Origin of the sequence: Nonomuraea wenchangensis, from assembly GCF_900111685.1 — a bacterium.
Classification (GTDB): Bacteria; Actinomycetota; Actinomycetes; order Streptosporangiales; family Streptosporangiaceae; genus Nonomuraea; species Nonomuraea wenchangensis.
This window is the reverse complement of the sequence record NZ_FOHX01000001.1, coordinates 225,347-246,980: the sequence shown is the minus strand read 5'-3', so window position 1 is coordinate 246,980 and position 21,634 is coordinate 225,347. Positions and strand designations below refer to the sequence as shown.

Here is a 21,634-nt window from a genome sequence, read left to right as displayed (position 1 = left end):
TCGGGTTCGCGGCGGTGTTTGCGGCGGTGCGGTGGGGCGTAGGAGGATGCGCTCAGCCACATCGAGGAGGATGACATGTCGGTCTTGAGAAACTTCGTGGACAGCGTACGCAGCGGCGCCATCGAGGTGATCGACCTCACCGCACCGCTCTCGGCCGACACGCCGATCCTCCAGCTCCCCGAACCGTTCGGCAACACGATCCCGTTCCGGCTGGAGGAGATCAGCCGCTACGACGACCGCGGCCCCGCCTGGTACTGGAACGACATCCACACCGGCGAGCACACCGGCACGCACTTCGACGCGCCCATCCACTGGGCCACCGGACGCGACGGCGAGGACGTCTCCCAGGTCCCCGCCGGCCAGCTGATCGCCCCCGCCGTCGTGCTCGACCTGGCCGCCGAGGCGTCCAAGGACCCCGACTTCCTCCTCCAGATCGACCACGTCAAGGAGTGGGAACGCGCCAACGGGCCGCTGCCCGAGGGCGGCTGGCTGCTCTACCGCACCGGCTGGGACGCCCGCGCCGCCGACAGCGCCGCCTTCCACAACGCCGACGAGACCGGCTCCCACACGCCCGGCATCTCCGCCGAGTGCGCCGCCTGGCTGGCCACCGAGACCCCGATCCTCGGCCTCGGCGTCGAGACCGTCGGCACCGACGCCGGCGCCGCCCACTCCTTCGACCCGCCCTTCCCCTGCCACGCCTTCCTCCTCGGCGCCGGCAAGTACGGCCTCACCCAGCTCCGCAACCTCGACCGCCTGCCGGTGACCGGCGCCGTCGTGGTCGCCCCGCCGCTGCCCATCCTCGGCGGCTCCGGCAGCCCCGTCCGCGTACTCGCCCTGGTCGAACGGTGATCGTCGCCGAGGCGGTCGGCCGCGCCCTCGCCGCCCGGGGCGTCGAGGCCGTCTTCGGCGTGGTCGGCAGCGGCAACTTCCACGTCACCAACGCCCTGGTCGCGGCGGGGGCGCGGTTCGTCGCGGCCCGCCACGAGGGCGGCGCGGCGACCATGGCCGACGCCTACGCGCGGATGAGCGGGCGGGCCGGCGTCCTGTCCGTGCACCAGGGGCCCGGCCTCACCAACGCCCTGACCGGCATCGCGGAGGCGGCCAAGAGCCGCACGCCGCTCGTCGTCCTCGCCGGCGAGGCCACCGACCGCCGCTCCAACTTCCACATCGACCAGGACGCGCTCGTGGCGGCCGTCGGCGCGGTGGCGATGCGGGTCACGTCGGGTGAGGAGGCGTGGGAGCGGGCGGAGGAGGCGTACCGGGTCGCGGTCGAGGAACGCCGCACGGTCCTGCTGAGCCTGCCCCTCGACGTCCAGTCCCAGCCCTGCCCCGCCGCCCCCACCGCCGGCTCCGGCCCGGCCGCGAGGTCCGTCTCCGGATCCGGGCCGACCGCGGGCGGATCCGGGCCGACCGCGGGCGGACCTGGGGCGACCGCGACCGGATCCGGGTCGGGGGCGAGGGCCGCCGTCGGCGGATTCGGGCCGGCCGCCTGGTCCGCCGCCGGTGGGGACGAGGCGGATCTGCCGCTCCCGGCCGAGGTGGACGCGCTCGCCCGCCTGCTGGCCGAGGCGTCGCGGCCGGTGTTCATCGCCGGCCGGGGCGCCCGGCACGCGCGGCGGGAGCTGGAGGCGCTCGCCGAGCGGACGGGCGCCCTCCTCGCCACCTCGGCCGTCGCCCGCGGCCTGTTCCGGGGCAGCCCGTGGGACCTGGACGTGTCCGGCGGCTTCGCCACCCCGCTGGCCGCCGAGCTGATCACGGGAGCCGACCTCGTCGTCGGCTGGGGCTGCGCGCTCAACATGTGGACCACCCGGCACGGCTCCCTGCTCCCGGCCGCCGGCCAGGTCGTCCAGGTGGACCTCGACCCCGCCGCGATCGGCGTCCACGTGCCCGTCGACCTGGGCGTCACGGGCGACACGGCCGCCGTCGCCTCGGCCCTGACCGGCCTCGTCCCGGCCGCGGCGGGCTACCGCTCGGCCGCCCTCGAGAGCCGGATCCGGGCCGAAGGCCGTTGGCGGGCGGTCCCGTACGAGGACCAGGGCGACGGCGGCCGCATCGACCCGCGGACGCTCACCATCGGCCTGGACGACCTCCTCCCGGCCGAGCGCGTCGTGGCCGTCGACAGCGGCAACTTCATGGGGTACCCGTCGATGTTCCTCGACGTCCCCGACGAGAACGGGTTCTGCTTCACCCAGGCGTTCCAGTCGGTCGGACTCGGCCTGGCCACCGCGATCGGCGCGGCCGTGGCCCGGCCCGACCGGCTGCCGGTGGCCGCGCTCGGCGACGGCGGCGCGCTCATGGGCGCCGCCGAGCTGGAGACCGTCGTCCGGCTGGGCCTGCCGATGGTGGTCGTGGTCTACGACGACGAGGCGTACGGCGCCGAGGTGCACCACTTCGGGCCGCACGGGCACCCGCTGGACACCGTCACCTTCCCGCCGGCCGACCTGGCCGCGATCGCGCGCGGGCACGGCTTCGCCGCCGTGACCGTCACGCGGGAGGGCGATCTGGGCGGCGTGGCGGAGTGGCTCAAGGGGCCGCGCGACCGGCCGCTGCTCGTCCACGCCAAGGTGACGCGTGACCGGGGGTCGTGGTGGCTGGAGGAGGCGTTCAAGGGCCACTGACCCAGCCACCGCAGCCCGCCACCAGAGCCTGCTGTCACATCTTGCGGACGGTGCGGGCCTCGTCGGCGGCGGCCAGGACGTCGGGCAGCGGCATTCCCGTGCCCGCCATCACCGCCGCCGCGATCGCGCCCTCCACGAACGGCACGTCCGCCACCACGATCCGGCCCGGCTCCTCCAGCAGCCGGGCGGTCAGCACCGAACTGCCGAGGTCGGGCACGAGCAGCACGCCGTCGCCCTGGTCCACCTCGCGTACGGCGGCCTCGACGAGGTCCAGGCTGGTGCCGAGCCCGCCGTCCTCGGTGCCCCCGGCCGCCGCCACGGGCACCTCCTCGCCCGCGATCCCGCGTACCAGGGCCACGACCTCGCGCGCCAGTCCGGCGCTGTGCGACACCACCACCACGCCCACCATCACGCAGCTCCCGCCGCTCCCGCCGCCGGGCCGGGGCCGTCCGCGGCCACTGAGGCCAGGGCCGCCAGGAACAGCGCCGACGACGCCGCCCCCGGATCCTCGTGCCCGATGCTGCGCTCGCCGAGGTAGCTGGCCCGGCCCTTGCGCGCCTGCAGCGGGATCGTGCCCGCCGCGCCCTCGGCGGCGGCCCGCGCCGCCAGCTCGAACGCTTCCGGTGTCCCGACGCCGTCCCGCAGCGCCAGTGCCAGCGCCCGCGAGGCGGGGACCAGCGCGTCCACCATCGTCTTGTCGCCGAGCGCGGCCTTGCCGAGCCGCTCCAGCGCGACCACGCCCTCCTCGAACGCCGCCGCGAACCCCGCCAGCGTCACCGGCTCCGCGATGCTCCGTCCCATCTGCCGGAACACCGAGCCGTAGAGCGGGCCCGACGCGCCGCCCACCTTCCTGATCAGCGTCGCTCCGACCACGGAGAGCACCTGCCCCGGAGACTCGGGCGGCGAGCCGGCGAGGGCCTGGACGACCTCGGTGAGGCCGCGGTCCAGGTTCGTGCCGTGGTCGGCGTCGCCGATGGCGGCGTCCAACTCGGTCAGCCGGTCGCGGTCGCGCCGGACCAGCCCGGCCGCCTCCTCGAACCACGCCACGAAGAACCCCGCGTCCATGGGCCTGCCGCCCCCGCCCCCGGCACCGGTGCCCGTCCCCGTGCCCGTGCCCGTCCCCCCGACCCGGGTGCCCGTGTCCTCGGCGCCCGGGTTGCCGTCGTCGTTGCCCGGGGTGGACATCAGCGCCCCCAGCGCAGCGCCGGCGTCTCGACCGGCGCGTCCCACAGGCGGGTCAGCGTGTCGTCGAGCCGGCAGACCGTAACGGAAAACCCCTGCATATCCAGACTTGTCACGTAATTGCCGACCAGCGACCGCGCCACCCGCGCCCCCTTCCCCTTGACGAACGACTCCACCTCGGCGAACACCACGTACAGCTCCATCAGCGGCGTCCCGCCCATGCCGTTGACCATGACCAGCAGGTCGCCGCTCAGCGGCAGATCCCCGTGAAGCGCCTCCATCGCCACCCCGGCCAGCTCGCGCGCCGACGCCATGGGCGCACGGGCCCGCCCCGGCTCGCCGTGGATGCCGATGCCCAGCTCCACCTGGTCGTCCGGCAGGTCGAAGGTCGGCTTGCCGGCGTGCGGCGTCGTACAGGAGGTGAGCGCGATGCCGAACGAGCGGCTGCGCTCGTCCACCTCGCGCGCCACCGCCGCGACCTCGGCCAGCGGCGCGCCCTCCTCCGCCAGCGCCCCGGCGATCTTCTCCACGAACAGCGTGGCGCCGGTGCCCCGGCGGCCGGCCGTGTAGAGGGAGTCCTGGACGGCCACGTCGTCGTCCACCAGGACGCTCGCCACCTCGACGTCCTCGACCAGCTCGGCGGCCATCTCGAAGTTCAGCACGTCGCCGGTGTAGTTCTTGACGATGTGCAGCACGCCCGCGCCGCCGTCCACGGCCTTCGTGGCGTCGATGATCTGGTCGGGCACCGGTGAGGTGAAGACCTCGCCGGGGCAGGCCGCGTCGAGCATGCCGTACCCGACGAACCCGGCGTGCAGCGGCTCGTGCCCCGAGCCGCCGCCCGAGACCAGGCCGACCTTTCCCTGGCGCGGCCCCTCGGCGCGGTAGACCACCTGGTCGCGCACCCGCAGCGACGGATGGGCCGCGGCCATGCCGTTGAGCGCGTCCGCGACGACGGAGTTCGCCGAGTTGATGAGCTTCTTCATCGGATCTCCAGCCTGTCGGCACGTGAGGCGAGCCTACAAGGGCCGCCTCCGCCCGGCCCAGGAGCGGATCGCCGGATCTGCCCCGTTCTCACCGAGACGCGGGCGTCGTAGCGTGGACGGGGTGGACGTCAACTACAACCCCTACGACCCGTCGATCAACGACGATCCGTACCCCGTCTACGCCCGTTTACGCCGCGATGCCCCGCTCTACCACAACCCGGAGCTCGGCTTCTGGGCCCTGTCGAGGCACGCCGACGTCGCCGCCGCGCTCGTGGACAGCGCGCGGTACTCCAGCGACCACGGCCCCATGATCGACGCCGGGGCCTGGACGCCTCAGGCGCGGGCGTACCTGTCGTTCGTGGCCATGGACCCGCCCGACCACACCCGGATGCGGGCCGTCGTGTCCCGGGCGTTCACGCCGCGCCGGATCGCCGCGCTCGAACCCATGATCCGCGAGATCGCCCGCGCTTACATCGAGGAGAGGCTGGCGAAGGGCACGTTCGACTTCGCCGCCGACCTCGCCGCGAAGCTGCCGCTCGACGTGATCTCCGAGCTGATGGGCGTGCCGTCGTCGCGGCGGCACAAGGTGCGGCGCACCGAGAGCATCCTGCTGAGGCACGACCTCGCCACCACCCTCACCGAGTCCGGGCTCCGCGGCCTGCTGTCCCTCGGCGACTACTACGCCTCCGTCGTCGCCCAGCGCCGCGCCGAGCCGCGCGACGACCTCGTCTCCGCGCTCGTCGCCGACGGAGACCTCACCGACGAGGAGATCGTCGCGTTCCTGTTCCTGCTGATCGGGGCGGGCTCGGAGACCACGACCCACCTGCTCTGCGCGGCCTGGTACTGGGCCTGGCGCAACCCCGAGCAGCGCGAGATCGCCTTCGACGGCGGCGTGCCGCAGTGGGTGGAGGAGTCGCTGCGCTACGACACGCCGGCGCACGGAACCGCCCGCCGCCTCACCGGACCCACCGAGCTGCACGGCGTGCTCGTGCCGCGCGACGCCAAGATGTGGGTGCTCATCGGCTCCGCCAACCGCGACGAGGACGTCTTCCCCGACCCCGACGTGTACGACCTCGGCCGCGACACCTCCCGCGCCATCAGCTTCGGCGTCGGCCGCCACTACTGTCTCGGGGCCGCCCTCGCCCGCCTGGAGGGCCGGATCACGCTGGAGGAGCTGACCAAGGCCGTCGCGCCCGACTACCACATCCACCAGGAGGGCATCCGGCGGACCGCGCACGGCAACGTCCGGGGCATGATCAGCCTTCCCACCACCGCCCGACCTGCCTGATCCGGCTGCTACCTTCTGCACATGGCTGAGATTGTGTACCCGCCGGTGATCGCCGCCGCGCGGACCTTCTTTCGCGCGCTCGACGTCCGCTTCCACCTGGAGGGGACCGAGAACGTGCCGCGCAGCGGCGGAGCGGTGCTGGTGAGCAATCACATCAGCTACCTGGACTTCATCTTCGCCGGCTGGGCCGCGCACCCGTCCCGGCGGCTGGTGCGCTTCATGGCCAAACAGGACGTCTTCGAACACCGGATCTCCGGGCCGCTCATGCGCGGCATGCACCACATCCCGGTCGACCGGGGGGCGGGCGCGGGCTCGTACGCCACCGCGCTGCGCATGCTCAAGGCCGGCGAGGTGGTCGGCGTCTTCGCCGAAGCTACTATCAGCCGCTCGTTCACGGTCAAAGAGATCAAGAACGGCGCCATCCGCATGGCCCAGGCGACGAACGTGCCGGTCATCCCTGTGGCCCTCTGGGGCAGCCAGCGCTTCTGGACCAAGGGCCGCCCCCGCAAGCTGCTCCAGCGCCACATCCCGCTGACCATCCTCGTGGGGGAGCCGATGTACCCCAAGCGCGGCGAGGACGTCAACAAGCACACGCTCGACCTGCACGAGCGCATCTCGACGCTGGTGGACCGGGCGCAGCGGACGTACCCGGAGATCACGCCGGGCGTGTGGTGGCAGCCCGCCCACCTGGGCGGCACCGCCCCGACCCCGGAAGAGGCCGCCGCCCTGGACGCCGCCGAAGCCGCCGCCCGCGCCAAGAAGGACTGACCGCGACCGGCAGGTGGGACATCGCCACCGTTCCCCGCCGCCCGCGTGAGAAGGACTGACCCGCCCCGCCCCGCGCCGCCCCCAGCGCGCGGGCGGCGAATCGATGGGTCGGCGGCTGCGGCCCCCCGCCGACTCCACACCACTGGGGAGCGAAGCGCACCCACCGACACCGTCCTGTCGGTGGGTGAAGCGCACCCGGCGACACCAATCTGTTGGTGGCTGCGGGCGCGCCCGCCGACTCTTCAGCCTGTCGGCGGGCGCGTCAAGTGCCGTTGGTGGTCAGATGGCTGCCTGGTAGGCGCTGGCGCGCATGCCCGCCAGGAGCCCCGCCGTCTGCTCCGGCGTGAACCGGCGTACAGGGTCGTGGTGCAGCAGCCCTTCGAGCAGGGGACGCATCACGCCGGCCCGGCGCGGCGGCGGGTAGGGCCCGCTGCGCGCCATGCCGAGGACCGTGGCCGCGTCCTGCCCCGGGTAGGGAGGCTGCCCCTCGACCGCGCTGTAGAGCGTGGCGCCGAAGGACCACATGTCGGCCTCCTTGCTGGCCGGGCCGCCGTGCAGGCGCTCGGGCGCCATGAAGGCGGGTGTGCCGCGCAGCCGCCGCGACGTCGTCATGCGGATGTCGCCCTCGGCCGTGGCTATGCCGAAGTCGGTCAGCACCACCCGGTCGCCGGTCAGCATGACGTTCGCGGGCTTCACGTCGCGGTGCAGCACCCCGGCCTGGTGCGCGGTGCGCAGCGCGGCGAGCAGGTGTTGCCCGATGGCCGCGACCGACTGCGCCGGGAGCGTGCCGACCTGCGACAGCAACTGGTGCAGTGAGAGCCCGTCGAGGTACTCCATCACGATCCAGAGCTTGCCGGCCTCCTCCATGAGGTCGTGGACGGTGACGATGTTGGGATGCGTCAGCCCAGCAGCCATCCTGGCCTCACGCAGCACCCGGCGGCGTACCATCTCGACCTCACCGGCCAAGGTCAGCTCCTTGAGCGCCACCGTTCGGTGGAGGAGCTGATCGAACGCACGCCAGACGACTCCCATACCCCCACGACCGGCCTCCTCGTGCAGGAGGTACCGTCCGCCGATCTTCCGCATACCATCCCCTCAGACTCGGGGATAATCATGTCACTTCAACACACTCCATAGGGTGCCTAAAGTGATCTGGTTATGTCAGGAAGTGCGGCGCTGCTGGTCAAGGGCCTAGAAATTCGATCCGCCAAGGCGTGCCGCACCAGTCCGACCCCGAGCAGACACACGCCGATCGACCCCAGCAGGACGGCTGGAAGCCCCGCGAACTCCGCCACGACACCCCCGAGCGCAGCCCCCAGCGGCATGCCGCCCATGCCGACGAGCCGGTAGGCCGAATTCACCCGGCCGAGCAGCTCCGGCGGGATCAGCCGCTGCCTCGTGGAGATCACCAGCACGTTGGCGGCCGCTCCGCAGACGCCCCAGAGCACGGCGGTCGGGTAGAGCGCCCACGGGGACGGCGCGACGACCGGCACCAGGAGCAGCAGGCTGCTGGCCAGCCAGCAGCTCGTCAGCGCGCGGAACTCCCCGAAGATCCCGGCGATGCGCTCGGCCAGCAGCGAGCCGAGCACCGCGCCGGCGGCGAAGGCCGTCATCATCAGGCCGTACCCTTCCGGCGGCAGGCCGATCGCCGAGCCGTCGCCCACCGCCCACAGGACGAAGACGGCGAAGTAGGCGGAGTTGGCGAGGTTGAGCAGGCCCGCGGTGATCGCCAGGCTGCGCAGCACTCGATGGGCCAGCAGGAAGCGCAGCGCCTCGCCGATCTCCCGCAGCAGCGGACCTGACGGCGCCCTCCCCGACGCCCTTCGCCCCGGCCCGCTCGCGGCGGGGCTGCCGTTCGGCGTGGTGTTCGCGGCAGGGCCGCTGCCGGGCGTGGTGTTCGCGGCAGGGCTGCTGTCCGGCGTGGTGCCTCCGGCCGGGCTGTCGTGCGGCGTGGTGCCTCCGGCCGGGCTGTCGTGCGGCGTGGTGCCCCCGGCCGGGCTGCTGTCCGGCGCGGTGCCCTCGGCCGGGGCGCTGCCTGGTGGGGTGTTTCTGGTTGGACGGTAGGTGCCGCGCATGCCGAGCAGGAGTGCTGCTGCGGCGGCGTACAGCAGGGCCGGGGCGCCGAAGACGGCGGCTGGTAAGAGGCCGACCAGGAGCCCGGCCACGGGTGCGCCGGCGAACTCGTTGCCGATCTGCTGGGCGCTGGACACCCGGCCGTTGGCCCGCGTGAGCTGGGAGGCGGGCACGGTCATCGGCAGGACGGCCTGCGCCGAGGTGTCGGCGAAGACCTCGGCCACGCCGGCCGCCAGCACGGCCGCGAGCAGCACCCACAGGTCGAGCGTCCCCGACGCCGCCAGCAGCGCCGCGACCGCCAGCGCGACGGCCCTGACAGCCCCCGCTCCCGCCATGATGTGGCGGCGGTCGGCGCGGTCGGCGACGGCGCCGGCGGGCAGCGCGAGCAGCAGCCAGGGCAGGGTGGCCGCCGCGCCCACGAGGGAGACCAGGGTGGGGGAGCGGGTCATCGACACCGCCAGCAGGGGCGCGCCGACCTTGAGCACGCCGTCGGCGAGGTTGGACAGCGCGGTGGAGGACCACAGGAAGGCGAAAGGCCGCCCGAGGCCATGGCCGGACATGACATGACTCCAGTAGGGTGAAGGCTTACAAGGAAAAGTGTGCATAGATTTCTTTGCAAAGATAGGCTTGCACGTGAGAAAGAGCAAGAGCTTCTCCGCCCGTACGCTTGACGCGAACGCGCTGAAGTCGTTCGCGCACCCGCTGCGACTGCGCATCTACGAGCTGCTCGACGAGCGCGGCCCGGCGACCGCGACCGGCCTCGCCGCGCTGCTCGGGGAGAACACCGGAGCGACGAGCTACCACCTCAGGGAGCTGGCCAGGCACGGCATGATCGAGGTCGCGGCCGGGATGGGGCGGGGCAAGGAGAAATACTGGCGGGTCGTGCCCGGCGGCTTCACCTACGGCGACGCGCCGCCCGACGCCGAGGCGGCCAGCGCCCTGGAGGTCCTGCTGGACGACCTCGTACGCCAGCGGGGGAGCGAGCTGGCGAGATGGCGGGAAGGGGCGTCACGGGCGCCGGCGGAGTGGGTGGAGGCGAGCGGGTTCGGGCGCCGGTCGCTGCGGCTCACCGTGGAGGAGACCGCCGAGCTGCGCGATCAGGTGCTGGAGGTGCTGGAGCGCTACCGTACGGTCGCGGACGGCAGGCAGGCCGAGGCGGCGGAGGAGGGCCGTGATCCGTCGACCGGGCACGTGGTGATCCACTTCGACGTGCTGCCGCTGGGCGCCGTTCCCGAGGATGAAGCGGCGGGCCAAGAGGCTGATCCGGCGGGCCAAGAGGCTGGTCCGGCGTGACAGGAGGCTGGTCCGGCGTGACACGAGGGTGAGCCGGCGTGACGAGGGGGCCTCCCCTCGGTCAGGGAGGCCCCCTCGGCCCACGGATGCGTGGAGGTCAGACGATGAGCTGGAGGGCGCGGTCGGTGAGGCCCGCCGGCGCCGTACGCGGCGAGCCCGCGTCGAACGGCGGCCGCGGGTCGTACTCGATGGCGAGCTGCACCGCCTGCGCCGTCTCCTCGTCCCTGGCCCGCGCCAGCAGCGTCAGCGCCATGTCGATGCCCGCCGACACCCCGGCCGCCGTCACCACCTTGCCCTGGACGACCGTGCGCTCGCTCACCGGCTCCGCCCCGTACTGCCGCAGCAGCTCCAGCGCCGCCCAGTGGGTGGTGGCGCTCAGGCCGTCGAGCAGGCCGGCCGCGCCGAGCAGCAGGGAGCCGCTGCACACGGACGTCGTCCAGCTCGTACGCTCGTGCGCCCGCCGGATCCAGCCGAGCAGGGCCTCGTCGGCGAGCGCGTCGAAGGTGCCGGGGCCGCCGGGCACCACGATCACGTCGGGGTCGGGCACGTCGTCGTAGGAGGCGGTGGCGGCGAGGCTGAGCGCGCCCCGGTCGTCGGTCACCGGGCCCGGCTCGGCCGCGACGAACGTCACTCGCCAGCCGGGCGCGAAGGCGAGCACCGTATAGGGCCCGACCGCGTCCAGTGCCGTGAAACGGGGATAGAGAGGGATGGCCACGTGCATCGTCAATGCTCCTTAGGTGATGAGAACCGGCGGCGGTGGTCGCCGGGTGAGACCCGCCAGTGGCGGCGGAAGACGCGGTAGAGCGTCTCGGCCGTCCCGAGCCCGGACCGCCTGGCCACCGTCTCCAGCGGATGGTCGGTGGTCTCCAGGAGCCGCCGGGCGGCGTCGGCGCGGCTGCGCTCGACGTACCGGCCGGGGGAGAGCCCGGTCTGGCGGGTGAAGACGCGGGAGAAGTGCCGCTCGCTCATGCCCGCCCGCGCGGCGAGCGCGGGCACGCTGAGGTCGGCGCGGGGATGGGCGTCGATGTACGCCTGCAGCTCACGCAGCGGCTCGCTGCGCGGCGTCAGCGCCGCCATCGGCAGGCTGAACTGGCTCTGCCCGCCGGGCCGGTGCAGGTAGACGACGAGCCCCCGGGCGACCCGCCCGGCCGTCTCGTGCCCGAGGTCCCTGGCCACGAGCGCCAGCGCGAGATCGACCCCGGACAGCACCCCGGCCGAGGTCCAGACGTGGCCGTCCTCGATGTAGAGCGGGTCGGCGTCCACCTCGACGTCCGGGTAACGCGCGCGCAGCTCGCCGGCGCTCAGCCAGTGGGTGGTGGCCCGGCGGCGTTCCAGGAGGCCGGCCTCGGCCAGCAGGAACGCCCCGTTGCACACCGACGCGGTACGCCGCGCCGCCCCGGCCAGCGCCGCGATGCCGCCGACCAGCCCGGCGTCGGCCAGGTGCCCGGGCACCGACAGGCCACCAGCCACCATCAGCGTGTCGATCGGCCCCTCGACCTCGTCGAGGGCGCTCGCCGCGACCGTGACGCCGTTGCCCGCGGGCACGAGACCGCCGCCCGGCGCGACCACCTCGACCCGGTAGGAGCCGGGCACGACCAGCTCCGCCGTGCCGAACACGTCGGCGGGCCCGGCCAGATCGAGGAGCTGGAAGCCGGGGAAGACGACGACCACGATCCTCCGCTGCATGCCTTTCATGCTGGTCGCGGCGGCGGCGTGGCGTCAACGACACAACTGTTGCACATCACGCCACGAGCCCCCGGGGAACACCCCGGGGGCTCGGTGACGCGGCACGATCAGGGACTCAGCCCATGTGCGGGTAACGGTGGTCCGTGGGCGGGACGAACAGCTCCTTGATCGTGCGGGCGTTCACCCAGCGGATCAGGTTGAAGATCGACCCGGCCTTGTCGTTGGTGCCGGAGGCCCGCGCGCCGCCGAACGGCTGCTGCCCCACGACCGCGCCCGTCGGCTTGTCGTTGACGTAGAAGTTGCCCGCCGCGAAGCGCAGCCGCTCCGAGGCCGAGGCGATGGCGTACCGGTCCTGGGCGATGATCGAGCCGGTCAGCGCGTACGGCGCCACGCCCTCCATCTGGTCGAGCACCCGGTCGAAGTCGCCGTCGTCGTAGACGTGCACGCCGAGGATCGGCCCGAAGTACTCCTTGACGAAGATCTCGTCCGTCGGGTCGGCGCACTCCAGGACCGTCGGCCGGACGAACCAGCCCGTGCTGTCGTCGTAGGAGCCGGTGAGCAGGTCGATGCCCGAGGACTCGCGGGCCCGGTCGATCGCCGCCTTGTGCTTGGCGAAGGCCCGCCCGTCGATGACGGCCCCCATGAACGTCGACAGGTCGCCGGTCACGTCCCCGACGGTCAGCGACTCGGCCGTGGCGACGAAGTCGTCGCGCACGCGGTTCCAGAGGGAGCGCGGCACGTACGCCCGCGACGCCGCCGAGCACTTCTGCCCCTGGTACTCGAACGCGCCCCTGATCAGCGCCGTGGACAGCACGGCCGGGTCGGCGGACGGGTGGGCGAGCACGAAGTCCTTGCCGCCGGTCTCGCCGACCAGGCGCGGGTAGGCGTGGTAGGAGGCGATGTTCTGGCCCACGGTGGCCCACAGGTGCTGGAACGTCGCGGTGGACCCGGTGAAGTGGATGCCCGCGAGCGCCGGGTGGGTGAGCGCGGCCTCGGAGACGCCCTGGCCGTTGCCGGTGACCATGTTGATGACGCCCGGCGGCAGCCCGGCCTCCTCCAGCAGCCGCATCGTGAAGTGCGCGGCGAACTGCTGCGTCGGCGACGGCTTCCAGACCACGACGTTGCCCATCAGCGCGGCCGAGGCGGGCAGGTTGCCGGCGATGGCCGTGAAGTTGAACGGCGTGATCGCCAGCACGAACCCCTCAAGCGGCCGGTACTCCATCCGGTTCCACACGCCGGGCGACGAGATCGGCTGGTCGGCGTAGAGCTGCCGGGCGTAGGACACGTTGAAGCGCAGGAAGTCGATCAGCTCGCAGGCCGCGTCGATCTCCGCCTGCTGCACCGACTTCGACTGGCCGAGCATCGTGGCCGCGTTGAGCGTGGCCCGCCACGGTCCGGCGAGCAGGTCGGCGGCCTTGAGGAAGATCGCCGCCCGCTCGTCGAACGACAGCGCCCGCCAGGCGGGGGCCGCCTGGAGCGCGTTGTCGATGGCGTCCCGCACGTCCTGGGCCGTAGCGTCGTTGGTACGGCCCAGGACGGAGGCATGGTTGTGCGGCTGCACCACGTCGATGGGCGCGCCGCCGCCGAGCCGCTGCTCGCCGCCGATGGTCATGGTCAGGTCGAGCGAGGCCCCGGAGAGCTCCTTGATACGGTCCTCCAGCGCGGCCCGCTCGGCGCTGCCCGGCGCGTAGCCGTGGATCGGCTCGTTCACGGGCGTGGGGACATTGCTGATGGCATCCACTTACTTACCCCCAAGGGCGCGAAGGAAGAAGGCGACGTTGGCCGGGCGCTCCGCCAGGCGGCGCATGAAGTAGCCGTACCAGTCGTCGCCGTACGGGACGTAGACGCGGACCGTGTGACCGGCGCCCGCCAGGGACTCCTGCCGGTCGGTCCGGATTCCGTAGAGCATCTGGAACTCGTGGTCGCCGATCGACCGCCCGTGACGGTCGGCGAGCAGCTCCGTGATCGCGATCAGGCGGTCGTCGTGCGTCGCCACCATGGGGTAACCCTTCCCCGCCATGAGGATCCGCAGGCATCGCACGTACGCCTTGTCGACCTCGGCCTTGCTCTGGTGGGCGACGGAGGCGGGCTCGCGGTAGGCGCCCTTGACCAGCCGTACGCGGGAGCCCTCGGCGGACAGGTCGCGGCAGTCCGCCTCGCTGCGGAACAGGTACGCCTGGACGGCCACGCCCGTCTCCGGGTGGTCCTCGCGCAGCTTGCGCAGGATGGCGAGGGTGGAGTCGACGGTGGTGTGGTCCTCCATGTCGAGGGTCACGGTCGAGCCGTTGAGCGCGGCGGCCGCGCAGATCTCGCGGGCGTGCTCCAGCGCCATGGCGTCGTCGAGCCGCTGCCCGACGGCCGACAGCTTGACCGACACCTCGCCGCGCGCGCCCAGCCCCAGCGGGCGCAGCGCCTCCAGCAGCGTGATGTACGCGCCGGCGGTGGCCTTGGCGGCGTCCGCGTCGAGCGTCTCCTCGCCGAGGTGGTCGATGGTCACGGCCAGGTTGGCGTCACGGAGGCGTTCGACGGCGACGCGGGCCTCCTCGACGCTCTCGCCCGCGACGAACCGCTGGACCACCTTGTTGGTGAGCGGGAAGCCTGACACGGAGCGGCGGACGAGGCCACTCCTGGAAGCGGCGAGCAGCAGTTGACCGAGCATGTGCTCAAGTCTAGAAATCCCAGCTCAGAGGGGTCCATTGACGGGCGTAACGCCTCTTGTGGCAGGCTGTCATACAAATGTATGACCCGGCAGCTCTACAAGAGACCGTGGACGAGATCGCCGCCCGGCTGGGCGCCTCCGCCACGCTGGAGGACCGCTCGTTCCGGCTGCTCGCTTATGGCGCGCAGCACGGCGACATCGACACGGTCCGCCAGGAGTCGATCCTGCGCAGGCGGGCCAGCGGCGAGGTGCGCGACTACTTCGAACGCTACGGCATCGCCCGCGCGGCGGGCCCGGTGCGGATCCCGGCCGACGCCGCGCTCGGGGTCCTCGCCCGGGTGTGCTGGCCGCTCCGGCACGGCGAGGTCACCTACGGCTACCTGTGGCTGCTCGACTCCGGCGCCCTCACCGACGAACGGCTGGCCGCCGCCGCGCCGCTCGTGGCGAGGGCCGCCGCCGCGCTCGCCCAGGAGGCGAGGAGCCGCAGCGACCTCGGGCGGGGGCTGCTCGCGCTGTTCTCGGCCGACCCGGAGGAGCGCGCGGGAGCCGCCGTCGAGGCGGCCGGCCCGGTCACCGGCCCGGTCACGGCCATCGCGGTACGCGAGTCGCAGGAGCGGGTCGCCGCCCTGTGGACGCTGCCGCGCGGGGTGCTGGCGCGCCCCGGCTCGCCGGTCGCCCTGCTCGCCCCCGCGTACCTGGCGGGGGAGGTGGCGCAGACCGTGCGGAGCGCGTACGGCACCGCCGCCGGCGTCGGCGCACCCCGTACGGACCTGGCCGACGCCTGGCTGAGCTGGCGCGAGGCCCGTCAGGCGCTGCGCATCGCCGAGCACTTCCCCCGGTACGCCCCCGTCGCCCGCTGGGAGGACCTGGGCGTGCACCGCCTGCTGGCCCGGCTCGGCCTGCCGGACCTGCGCGAGCTGGCGGCCGAGGTCGCGGCGCTGGACGACGAGCTGGCCCAGACCGTGGAGGTCTACCTCGACCAGGGCGGCCACGCCCAGAAGGCCGCCGCCGAGCTGGGCGTCCACCGCCAGACCCTCTACTACCGGCTGGGCAAGGCCGAGCGCCTGACCGGCCGGGACCTGTCGGACGGCGACGACCGCCTGGCCGTCCACCTGGGGCTCAAGGCCGCGCGCCTGTGCCGCCAGGAGGGCCCGTAGCCGGAGCAACGCGAACGGCTCCGGCAGGGAAGCCCTGCCGGAGCCGGTGAGGTGTTCGCGTGATCGTCAGGCGCAGGCGGCCTCGTACACCCGTACGAGTTCCTGGCTGACCCGCTCCCAGGAGTAGCGCGAGCGCGCCCGGTCGGCGCCCGCGTAGCCGAGCGCGGTGCGCAGCGTCGGGTCCTGGAGCAGCTCGCGGGCGAGTCGCGCGGTGCGGGCGGGGCGGTCCGGCGGCACCAGCAGGCCGGTCACGCCGTCGATGACGGAGTCGAGGTGCGCGCCGACGGCCGAGGCGATGACCGGCACGCCGCAGGCCATGGCCTCCAGCGCGACGATCCCGCTCGCGGCCTCGCGCGGCACCGACACCACGGCGTCCGCGCTGCGCATGAGCTTCGGCACGGCCGGGCGCTTGACCTGGCCCAGCAGCGTCACGCGGTCGGCGACGCCGAGCTGCTCGGCCAGCACGCGCAGGCGGCGGGCGTCGCGGTCGGCGTCCAGGTCCTCGGGCTCGGGGCCGCCGGCGATGACCAGCTCGACGTCCTGCAGGCCCTGCAGCGCCCGCACGATGGTGTGCGCGCCGCGGTCGGGGGTGAGCGGGCCGACGTGCAGCAGCCGCTTGTGGGAGCCGCGGGTGGCGACGGGCCCGCGCCGCTGGAAACGCTCGGTGTCGACGCCCGGGGGCACGATCGCGATGTTGTTGCGCGGCACGCCGAGCCGGATCAGCGCGGACTCCTCGTCGCCCGAGCCGGCGATGACGGCGCGGGCGCGGCGGCCGAGCGCCCGCTCGACGTCCTTATGCGCGGTGTCGACGGTGTGGAACGTCTGCGTCACCGGCACCGACAACCCCTGCGCGCCGGCCACGGCGGCCAGGCCCCAGGTCCAGGAGTGCGCGTGGATCACGTCGGGACGGTCGTGGTTCCACCGCTTGGAGAGGTGGTCGCCGAGGTCGTTCAGGTAGGGCAGCACGTCGTCGGCGGGCAGGTCCCTGGCCGGGCCCACGTCCAGCTGCTCCAGCGTGACACCCGGGGCCACCCTCGTCTTGGGCTTGCCGTCGGCGTTGTCACGGCGGGAGTAGATGGTGACGTGGTGCTCGCGGCCCAGCTCGCGGGCGACGGCGAGCAGACGGTGGCGCTGGCTGCCTCCGGCGGAAGCGACGATCGCGATGTTCATGGCACACCTCAGCAACGTGAAAAGCGTCAGAAGGTGTGCCTGCGTCTTAGGCACGGAAAGGCTGTGCCCTAGAGAATACCCAGGTTTGCCGCGATCGCAAACCCCCACAACTCAGACACCGCGTAGCGCGAACACCACGATCTCATCCCAAACCTGGCCGCCGGAGAACAGATTGCGGTCCTCCTCGACCGCCTTCACCACCGCGCTGGGCGCCTGACCTGCGCATCTGGCCAGCACATCGGCCAGTCGCTCCTCGCCGTACGGCTCGCCCCGGTCGTTCCTGGAGGAGATCAGGCCCTCCGAATAGAGCACCAGCGTCTCCCCGGGAGCCACCGTCAGCGTCTCCACGCTCGTCTCCGCCTCGGGCGCGATGCCCAGAGGCACGCCGCCGCCGGCCGCGTAGCGCACGCCCCCGTCGGGCTGCAGCAGCACCGCCGGATGGTGCCCCGCCGACGACATGCGCAGCGTGCGGCCCTTGACGAACCCGGCCACGGCCATCACGAACATGCCCGTGCCCTGCGCCACCAGCGCCTCGTTGACCTTGCGCATCACCAGGTCCGGATCGGACTCCCAGGCGCTCAGCACCCGCAGGCCGCCGCGCACCATGGCGCTGACCGAGGCGGCCTCCTCGCCCTTGCCCGCCGCGCCGCCCAGCGCGAAGCCCCAGCCCTTCGAGACCGGGAACACGTCGTAGAACTCCGCGCCCACCGACGAGCCGGGATGGTAGACGGCCGCGGCCTCGTAGCCGGGCACATCGGGCAGGTTGCGCGGCGCGACGCTCGCCGACAGCGCGTCCGCCGCCCGCGAACGGCTCTGGTAACTGCTCTGGGCGCGTACCGCGAGGCCGAGCTGGAGCCCGACCTCCTGCAGCACCGCGAGGTCCGCCAGCGTGAACGGCGGCCGGTCGTGCCCGCGCACCAGCGTCAGGGCGCCGTCACCGTTGCCGATCGGCACGCACACCAGCGAGCCCGCGCCCATCGCCGTCAGCAGCGGCCCCTCGGCGGAGAAGCCAAACAGCGTCTCGTCGTCCACCATCTCCTGGACGACGCCCGTGCGCCGCTCCAGCACCTGCAGCACCACCTGGCTGCCCATCGGGTCGCTCGCCTCGACCTGCCGGACCAGCCCCGCGACCGGCAGGTTCTTCGGCCCCATCACCGCCGAGCGGCGGGCCAGCCCGTCACGTACGAGATCGGCGATCACCCAGTCGGCCCACTCGGCCGCCAGCAGGCGGGTGGCCCGCGCCACCGCGACCGGGCGCAGCAGCGCCTGCTCGTCCAGCAGCAGCTTGCCCATCTTGACCAGCAGGTCCTGCCGCTTGGCCGCGGCGATGAGCAGCGCGCCGTCGGACTGCTCGGGCCGCCGCGCGCCCGGCTCGGGAAGCTGCACCTCCGTCGGCAGCGCCACGGCCGCCACCATCTGCTGCGGCTCGCCCGGCATCGTCAGCCTGGTCAGCGCCACCTGCACGGTGTGGGTGCGCCCCTGGTGAGCCAGCCGGGTCTCGAACGCCGACGGTTGCCCGGTCTGCAGCACCGACGTCAGGTGCGAGCGGAACGCCGCCCGCCGCGACACGTCCACCAGCAGCGGGAACGAGCGCCCGACCAGATAGCCGTCCGGGCTGCCCAGCATCTGCGAGGTCTCGGGGTTGATCCGCCTGACCACGCCACCGCCGTCGAGCACGATCACCGGCACCGGGAACGCCCGGAACACCTGCCGCAGCAGCTTCAGCTCGCGCTGCGCGCCGTCCTTCCTGCCCGTCGTGCGTTTGGGGGCCTTGCGCAGCTGCTCGCGCGCCTCGGCCAGCAGCTCGACGGCAGTGTCGAGCTCGGCGAGGGTCGCGTCGAGCGTGGGCGCCAGGTCGTTGGGATAGGCGGTCCTCGCCTCACGCAGCGACGTGACGCGCCCAGCCAGCGCGTCCAGCGCATGTTCGAGGTCCGGCATGGTCATCCTCCGACGCTACGCTACTCGGGATATTGGTTGCCATATGGGGTAGAGGCTTATCGCTATGGAATCGACCGCCCTGATCACCCCCGGACTCGCCCGTGACCTCGCCGCTCTCGGCCGTCTCGGCGAGGACACCTCCATGGAGAGCGTGCTGAGGGGTCTCACCACGGCGCTGGCGACCGGGGTGCCGGGCTGCGCGGGCGCCTCCGCCGAGCACTGGCGCGACCAGCGGGTGCTCGTCTCCGGCTCGCACAGCGAGCTGATCATGCTCGTCGAGGGCGAACGCGAGGTCGGCGAGGGCCCGTCCGTGGAGGCCAGGAAGAGCGGCGCCCGCGCGTCGGTCTCCGACGTGCTCACCGACGGCCGCTGGCCCCGCTACGACGCCCTCGCCACCCGCTGGGGCGTGCGCTCCGCGCTCGCCGTGCCCATCGACGTGGCCCAGGCCCAGCTCGTCGTCGGTCTCTACTCCGTGCGGCCCGGCGCATTCTCGCCGCAGGGCGCCCACTCGCTCACCGACATGCTGACCGAGCAGCTCGGCGTCGCCATGGCCAACATGTGGGACTTCGAGGAGGTGCGCACCGACGCCGCCCAGCTCCAGGAGGCGCTCGCCGGTCGCGCGCTCATCGACCAGGCCAAGGGCATCATCATGCAGACCAGCGGATGCACCGCCGAGGACGCCTTCGAGGAGCTGCGCAGGATCTCGCAGCACCACCAGGTCAAGGTGGCCGACCTCGCCAGGCTCCTCGTGGAGGAGCACCAGCGCAAGTCGCGCCGCTCACCCGGCTGACCTGGCCGCCTCCGGGTCAGCCGAGGGCCGCCAGCGCGTCGTCGAGGGTGTCGTAGAGCGGCAGGCGCTGCGCCAGGCCCGTGATCCACATCACCTTCGACTTGGAGTACTCCACGCCGACCAGCGCGAACCTGGACCCCGAGGTCAGGCTCGTCTGCCAGTGGTGCACGATCAGGCCGAGCGCGCGTGAGTCCATGAACGTCACACCGGCGAGATCGAGGATCACGTCGGCACCCGCCATCGACAGGTAATCGGCGAACTGCTCGCGCGTGGTCGCGTCGAGCACGCCGTCGACGCGGATCACGCTGATCCCGTCGACGGTAGACGACGTCAGGCTCAGGGCCGCCGCGGTCCCTTCGCCGTTCTCCGGCATTGTCACGCAGCAACCCTACTGTCACCACGCGAGGGAGGAATACTTCCGGCGCCAGGGGGGACACTGGAGCCGAAGTCCAGCAGAGGGCTTTCGTCTCGAGAGTAGAGCGAGGTGTGCCTCTGCATGGGCTTTTTCACATTGCTCCCGCGGAGGCCGCCCTGCATCCATATGAGGAGCAGCGATGGCTGTGCAGGAATACGTCCTCGAGGAGATGACCGCCGAAGAGCTCCTGGCCGAGATGGCCCGGGAGGACACCCCCGCAAGCCTCAGGGAGCGGCTGCGTGAGCGCATCGTCGAGATGCACCGGTCGCTCGCCATGGAGATCGCCCGCCGCTACCGCTACCGGGGCGAGCCGTTGGAGGATCTCCTCCAAGCCGCGTATGTTGGCCTGATGAAGGCCGTCAACGGCTTCGACGCGAGCCTCGGACACGCGTTCAGGGGCTACGCGGTCGTCACGATGACCGGGGAGGTCAAGCGTCATTTCCGCGACCGCACCTGGGCCATCCGGGTGCCGCGCCTGTACCAGGAACGCCGCTCCGAGCTCAACAGGCTCGTCGCCGACCTCAGCCAGGACCTCGGCCGGTCGCCGACCGTCGCCGAGCTCGCCGCGAAGATGAACATCACCGAGGAGGACGTCCTGCTCACGCTCGACGCCTCCGCCGCCTACAGCACGCTCTCGCTCGACGCGCCGCTCGGCACCGACGACGACGCCGCCTCGCTCGGCGACGTCATCCCGGAGGACGACGACACACTGAGCACGATGGTCGACAGGGAAGCGGTCAAACCACTCATCGACGCGCTCCCGTCGCGCGAGAAACACATTCTGCTGCTACGGTTCTTCGGCAACATGACGCAGGCGGAGATAGCCGCTGAGTTCGGGATCTCCCAGATGCACGTCTCGCGCATCCTCAGGAAAGTACTGGACCAGCTACGCACCGAGCTGGTGGGTTGAGAAGAAGGTCGCCGGGTGAACGAGGACGTCGAGCCTCAGTCGGGCCACGCGGGCCCGCCACCCGGCGCGCCCGTGAAACGGCTCCGGTTCCGGCTGCCGGACCTGCCGCAGGTCCGGCAGTTCGCTGAGGACGGAGCCCGCGACGCCGGCATGCCCGAGGAGTCGATCGGCGACTTCGTCATCGCCGTCAACGAGGTCGCCACCAACGCCGTCACGCACGGCGCCGACCAGGCCGTCCTGCGCACCTGGGTGTCGAGCGGTGACCTGGTCGTGGAGGTGCACGACGAGGGCACCTGGAAGCCCGGGCCGATGCCCGGCGCCGTCGGCGGCATGGGGCTTTGGGTGGCCCGGCTGCTGTCGTCCGACCTGACGCTGCGCGTCGGCGACGGCGGCAGCACCGTGATCATGCGCTTCCCCGGCAAGTGACCCCCTCGCGGGGGTGCATGCGAACGGCCCCCCGCCTGGATCACGCGGAGGGCCGTCCGTCTAGGGGAGTGGCCGGTGGGTCAGCGCCGGGAGCGGCTCCGCCAGTTGCTGTACCCGCTGCGGATGCCGGCGGTGCCGACGCCCGCCTGGTGCAGGGCCAGCAGGCACAGGCCCAGCAGCGCGAAGGTCATGCCGGAGAACCCGCCGGGGATCTTCGCGCCGACCAGGTCGAGCAGGAAGCCCAGCCCGAAGATGATCGCTGCGACTATCGCGAGCAT

The 21,634-nt window shown here is 72.8% G+C and carries 22 protein-coding genes; 9 read left to right on the top strand and 13 right to left on the bottom strand.

Annotation, left to right across the window (positions count from 1 at the left end; all coding sequences use genetic code 11):
• Positions 1-75: 75 nt before the first annotated feature.
• Both BMW85_RS01230 and BMW85_RS01225 read left to right on the top strand, forming a co-directional pair.
• The gene (locus BMW85_RS01230) at positions 76-849 is read left to right on the top strand and encodes a cyclase family protein (RefSeq protein ID WP_091075742.1); all 774 of its coding nucleotides are present in this window, start codon (positions 76-78) and stop codon (positions 847-849) included.
• A complete protein-coding gene (locus BMW85_RS01225; RefSeq protein WP_091075740.1) occupies positions 846-2,618 on the top strand; it encodes a thiamine pyrophosphate-binding protein in 1,773 nt (590 codons plus the stop codon). The genes BMW85_RS01230 and BMW85_RS01225 overlap by 4 nt, the downstream gene beginning before the upstream one ends.
• Before the next feature lie 34 nt (positions 2,619-2,652).
• Here BMW85_RS01225 and dhaM read toward each other — a convergent pair whose 3' ends face one another.
• Genes dhaM through dhaK form a run of 3 tightly spaced genes read right to left on the bottom strand, consistent with a single transcriptional unit; the run spans position 2,653 to position 4,783 of the window.
• Complete coding sequence (dhaM, locus tag BMW85_RS01220) at positions 2,653-3,027, bottom strand: dihydroxyacetone kinase phosphoryl donor subunit DhaM (RefSeq protein WP_091075738.1); 375 nt, start codon at positions 3,025-3,027, stop codon at positions 2,653-2,655.
• A complete protein-coding gene (dhaL, locus tag BMW85_RS01215) occupies positions 3,027-3,803 on the bottom strand; it encodes a dihydroxyacetone kinase subunit DhaL (protein ID WP_245774543.1) in 777 nt (258 codons plus the stop codon). The genes dhaM and dhaL overlap by 1 nt, the downstream gene beginning before the upstream one ends.
• Complete coding sequence (dhaK, locus tag BMW85_RS01210) at positions 3,803-4,783, bottom strand: dihydroxyacetone kinase subunit DhaK (RefSeq protein WP_091075735.1); 981 nt, start codon at positions 4,781-4,783, stop codon at positions 3,803-3,805. Before dhaK ends, dhaL begins: the two co-directional genes overlap by 1 nt.
• A 121-nt stretch (positions 4,784-4,904) precedes the next feature.
• Here dhaK and BMW85_RS01205 point away from each other — a divergent pair, with 121 nt between their 5' ends.
• Positions 4,905-6,071, top strand: coding sequence for a cytochrome P450 (locus BMW85_RS01205; protein ID WP_245774542.1), 1,167 nt, complete (start codon positions 4,905-4,907; stop codon positions 6,069-6,071).
• A gap of 21 nt (positions 6,072-6,092) precedes the next feature.
• The gene (locus BMW85_RS01200; protein WP_091075731.1) at positions 6,093-6,839 is read left to right on the top strand and encodes a lysophospholipid acyltransferase family protein; all 747 of its coding nucleotides are present in this window, start codon (positions 6,093-6,095) and stop codon (positions 6,837-6,839) included.
• A gap of 279 nt (positions 6,840-7,118) precedes the next feature.
• Here BMW85_RS01200 and BMW85_RS01195 read toward each other — a convergent pair whose 3' ends face one another.
• Together BMW85_RS01195 and BMW85_RS01190 are read right to left on the bottom strand one after the other, a co-directional pair.
• Positions 7,119-7,925 (bottom strand): serine/threonine-protein kinase, encoded by an 807-nt coding sequence (locus BMW85_RS01195; RefSeq protein WP_091075729.1) that lies wholly within the window; start codon positions 7,923-7,925, stop codon positions 7,119-7,121.
• A 56-nt stretch (positions 7,926-7,981) separates the two neighbouring features.
• Complete coding sequence (locus BMW85_RS01190) at positions 7,982-9,472, bottom strand: MFS transporter (RefSeq protein WP_091075727.1); 1,491 nt, start codon at positions 9,470-9,472, stop codon at positions 7,982-7,984.
• A 73-nt stretch (positions 9,473-9,545) separates the two neighbouring features.
• Here BMW85_RS01190 and BMW85_RS01185 point away from each other — a divergent pair, with 73 nt between their 5' ends.
• A complete protein-coding gene (locus tag BMW85_RS01185) occupies positions 9,546-10,205 on the top strand; it encodes an ArsR/SmtB family transcription factor (protein ID WP_177240445.1) in 660 nt (219 codons plus the stop codon).
• Positions 10,206-10,302: 97 nt separating this feature from the next.
• Here BMW85_RS01185 and BMW85_RS01180 read toward each other — a convergent pair whose 3' ends face one another.
• The 4 genes from BMW85_RS01180 to BMW85_RS01165 form a co-directional block, all read right to left on the bottom strand.
• Positions 10,303-10,926, bottom strand: coding sequence for a DJ-1/PfpI family protein (locus BMW85_RS01180; protein ID WP_091075667.1), 624 nt, complete (start codon positions 10,924-10,926; stop codon positions 10,303-10,305).
• Between the two features lie 2 nt (positions 10,927-10,928).
• A complete protein-coding gene (locus BMW85_RS01175; RefSeq protein ID WP_091075664.1) occupies positions 10,929-11,891 on the bottom strand; it encodes a GlxA family transcriptional regulator in 963 nt (320 codons plus the stop codon).
• A gap of 115 nt (positions 11,892-12,006) precedes the next feature.
• Positions 12,007-13,632, bottom strand: a complete 1,626-nt coding sequence (gene pruA / locus BMW85_RS01170; RefSeq protein WP_091075661.1) for an L-glutamate gamma-semialdehyde dehydrogenase — start codon at positions 13,630-13,632, stop codon at positions 12,007-12,009.
• Positions 13,633-14,550, bottom strand: a complete 918-nt coding sequence (locus BMW85_RS01165; protein ID WP_091075659.1) for a proline dehydrogenase family protein — start codon at positions 14,548-14,550, stop codon at positions 13,633-13,635.
• Between the two features lie 107 nt (positions 14,551-14,657).
• On the opposite strand from BMW85_RS01165, the gene BMW85_RS01160 reads away from it, so the two are divergent.
• Complete coding sequence (locus BMW85_RS01160; RefSeq protein WP_091075656.1) at positions 14,658-15,707, top strand: PucR family transcriptional regulator; 1,050 nt, start codon at positions 14,658-14,660, stop codon at positions 15,705-15,707.
• Between the two features lie 66 nt (positions 15,708-15,773).
• On the opposite strand, the gene BMW85_RS01155 is transcribed toward BMW85_RS01160, so the two are convergent.
• Positions 15,774-16,877, bottom strand: a complete 1,104-nt coding sequence (locus BMW85_RS01155) for a glycosyltransferase (protein ID WP_091075654.1) — start codon at positions 16,875-16,877, stop codon at positions 15,774-15,776.
• Between the two features lie 111 nt (positions 16,878-16,988).
• Positions 16,989-18,821, bottom strand: coding sequence for a SpoIIE family protein phosphatase (locus BMW85_RS01150; RefSeq protein WP_245774541.1), 1,833 nt, complete (start codon positions 18,819-18,821; stop codon positions 16,989-16,991).
• Positions 18,822-18,879: 58 nt separating this feature from the next.
• On the opposite strand from BMW85_RS01150, the gene BMW85_RS01145 reads away from it, so the two are divergent.
• Positions 18,880-19,605 carry an ANTAR domain-containing response regulator gene (locus tag BMW85_RS01145; RefSeq protein WP_091075650.1) on the top strand — a complete coding sequence of 242 codons (726 nt, stop codon included), beginning with the start codon at positions 18,880-18,882 and terminating at the stop codon, positions 19,603-19,605.
• A 16-nt stretch (positions 19,606-19,621) separates the two neighbouring features.
• Here the strand turns inward: BMW85_RS01145 and BMW85_RS01140 are convergent, their stop codons facing one another.
• The gene (locus tag BMW85_RS01140; RefSeq protein ID WP_091075647.1) at positions 19,622-19,978 is read right to left on the bottom strand and encodes an STAS domain-containing protein; all 357 of its coding nucleotides are present in this window, start codon (positions 19,976-19,978) and stop codon (positions 19,622-19,624) included.
• Between the two features lie 181 nt (positions 19,979-20,159).
• Between BMW85_RS01140 and BMW85_RS01135 the strand changes: the two genes are divergently transcribed.
• Together BMW85_RS01135 and BMW85_RS01130 are read left to right on the top strand one after the other, a co-directional pair.
• Entirely contained in the window at positions 20,160-20,930 is a 771-nt protein-coding gene (locus tag BMW85_RS01135) for a SigB/SigF/SigG family RNA polymerase sigma factor (protein ID WP_091075645.1), read from the top strand.
• A 15-nt stretch (positions 20,931-20,945) separates the two neighbouring features.
• Positions 20,946-21,356, top strand: a complete 411-nt coding sequence (locus tag BMW85_RS01130; RefSeq protein ID WP_091075643.1) for an ATP-binding protein — start codon at positions 20,946-20,948, stop codon at positions 21,354-21,356.
• 80 nt (positions 21,357-21,436) lie between these two features.
• Here the strand turns inward: BMW85_RS01130 and BMW85_RS01125 are convergent, their stop codons facing one another.
• Positions 21,437-21,634 carry a hypothetical protein gene (locus tag BMW85_RS01125; protein WP_091075640.1) on the bottom strand — a complete coding sequence of 66 codons (198 nt, stop codon included), beginning with the start codon at positions 21,632-21,634 and terminating at the stop codon, positions 21,437-21,439.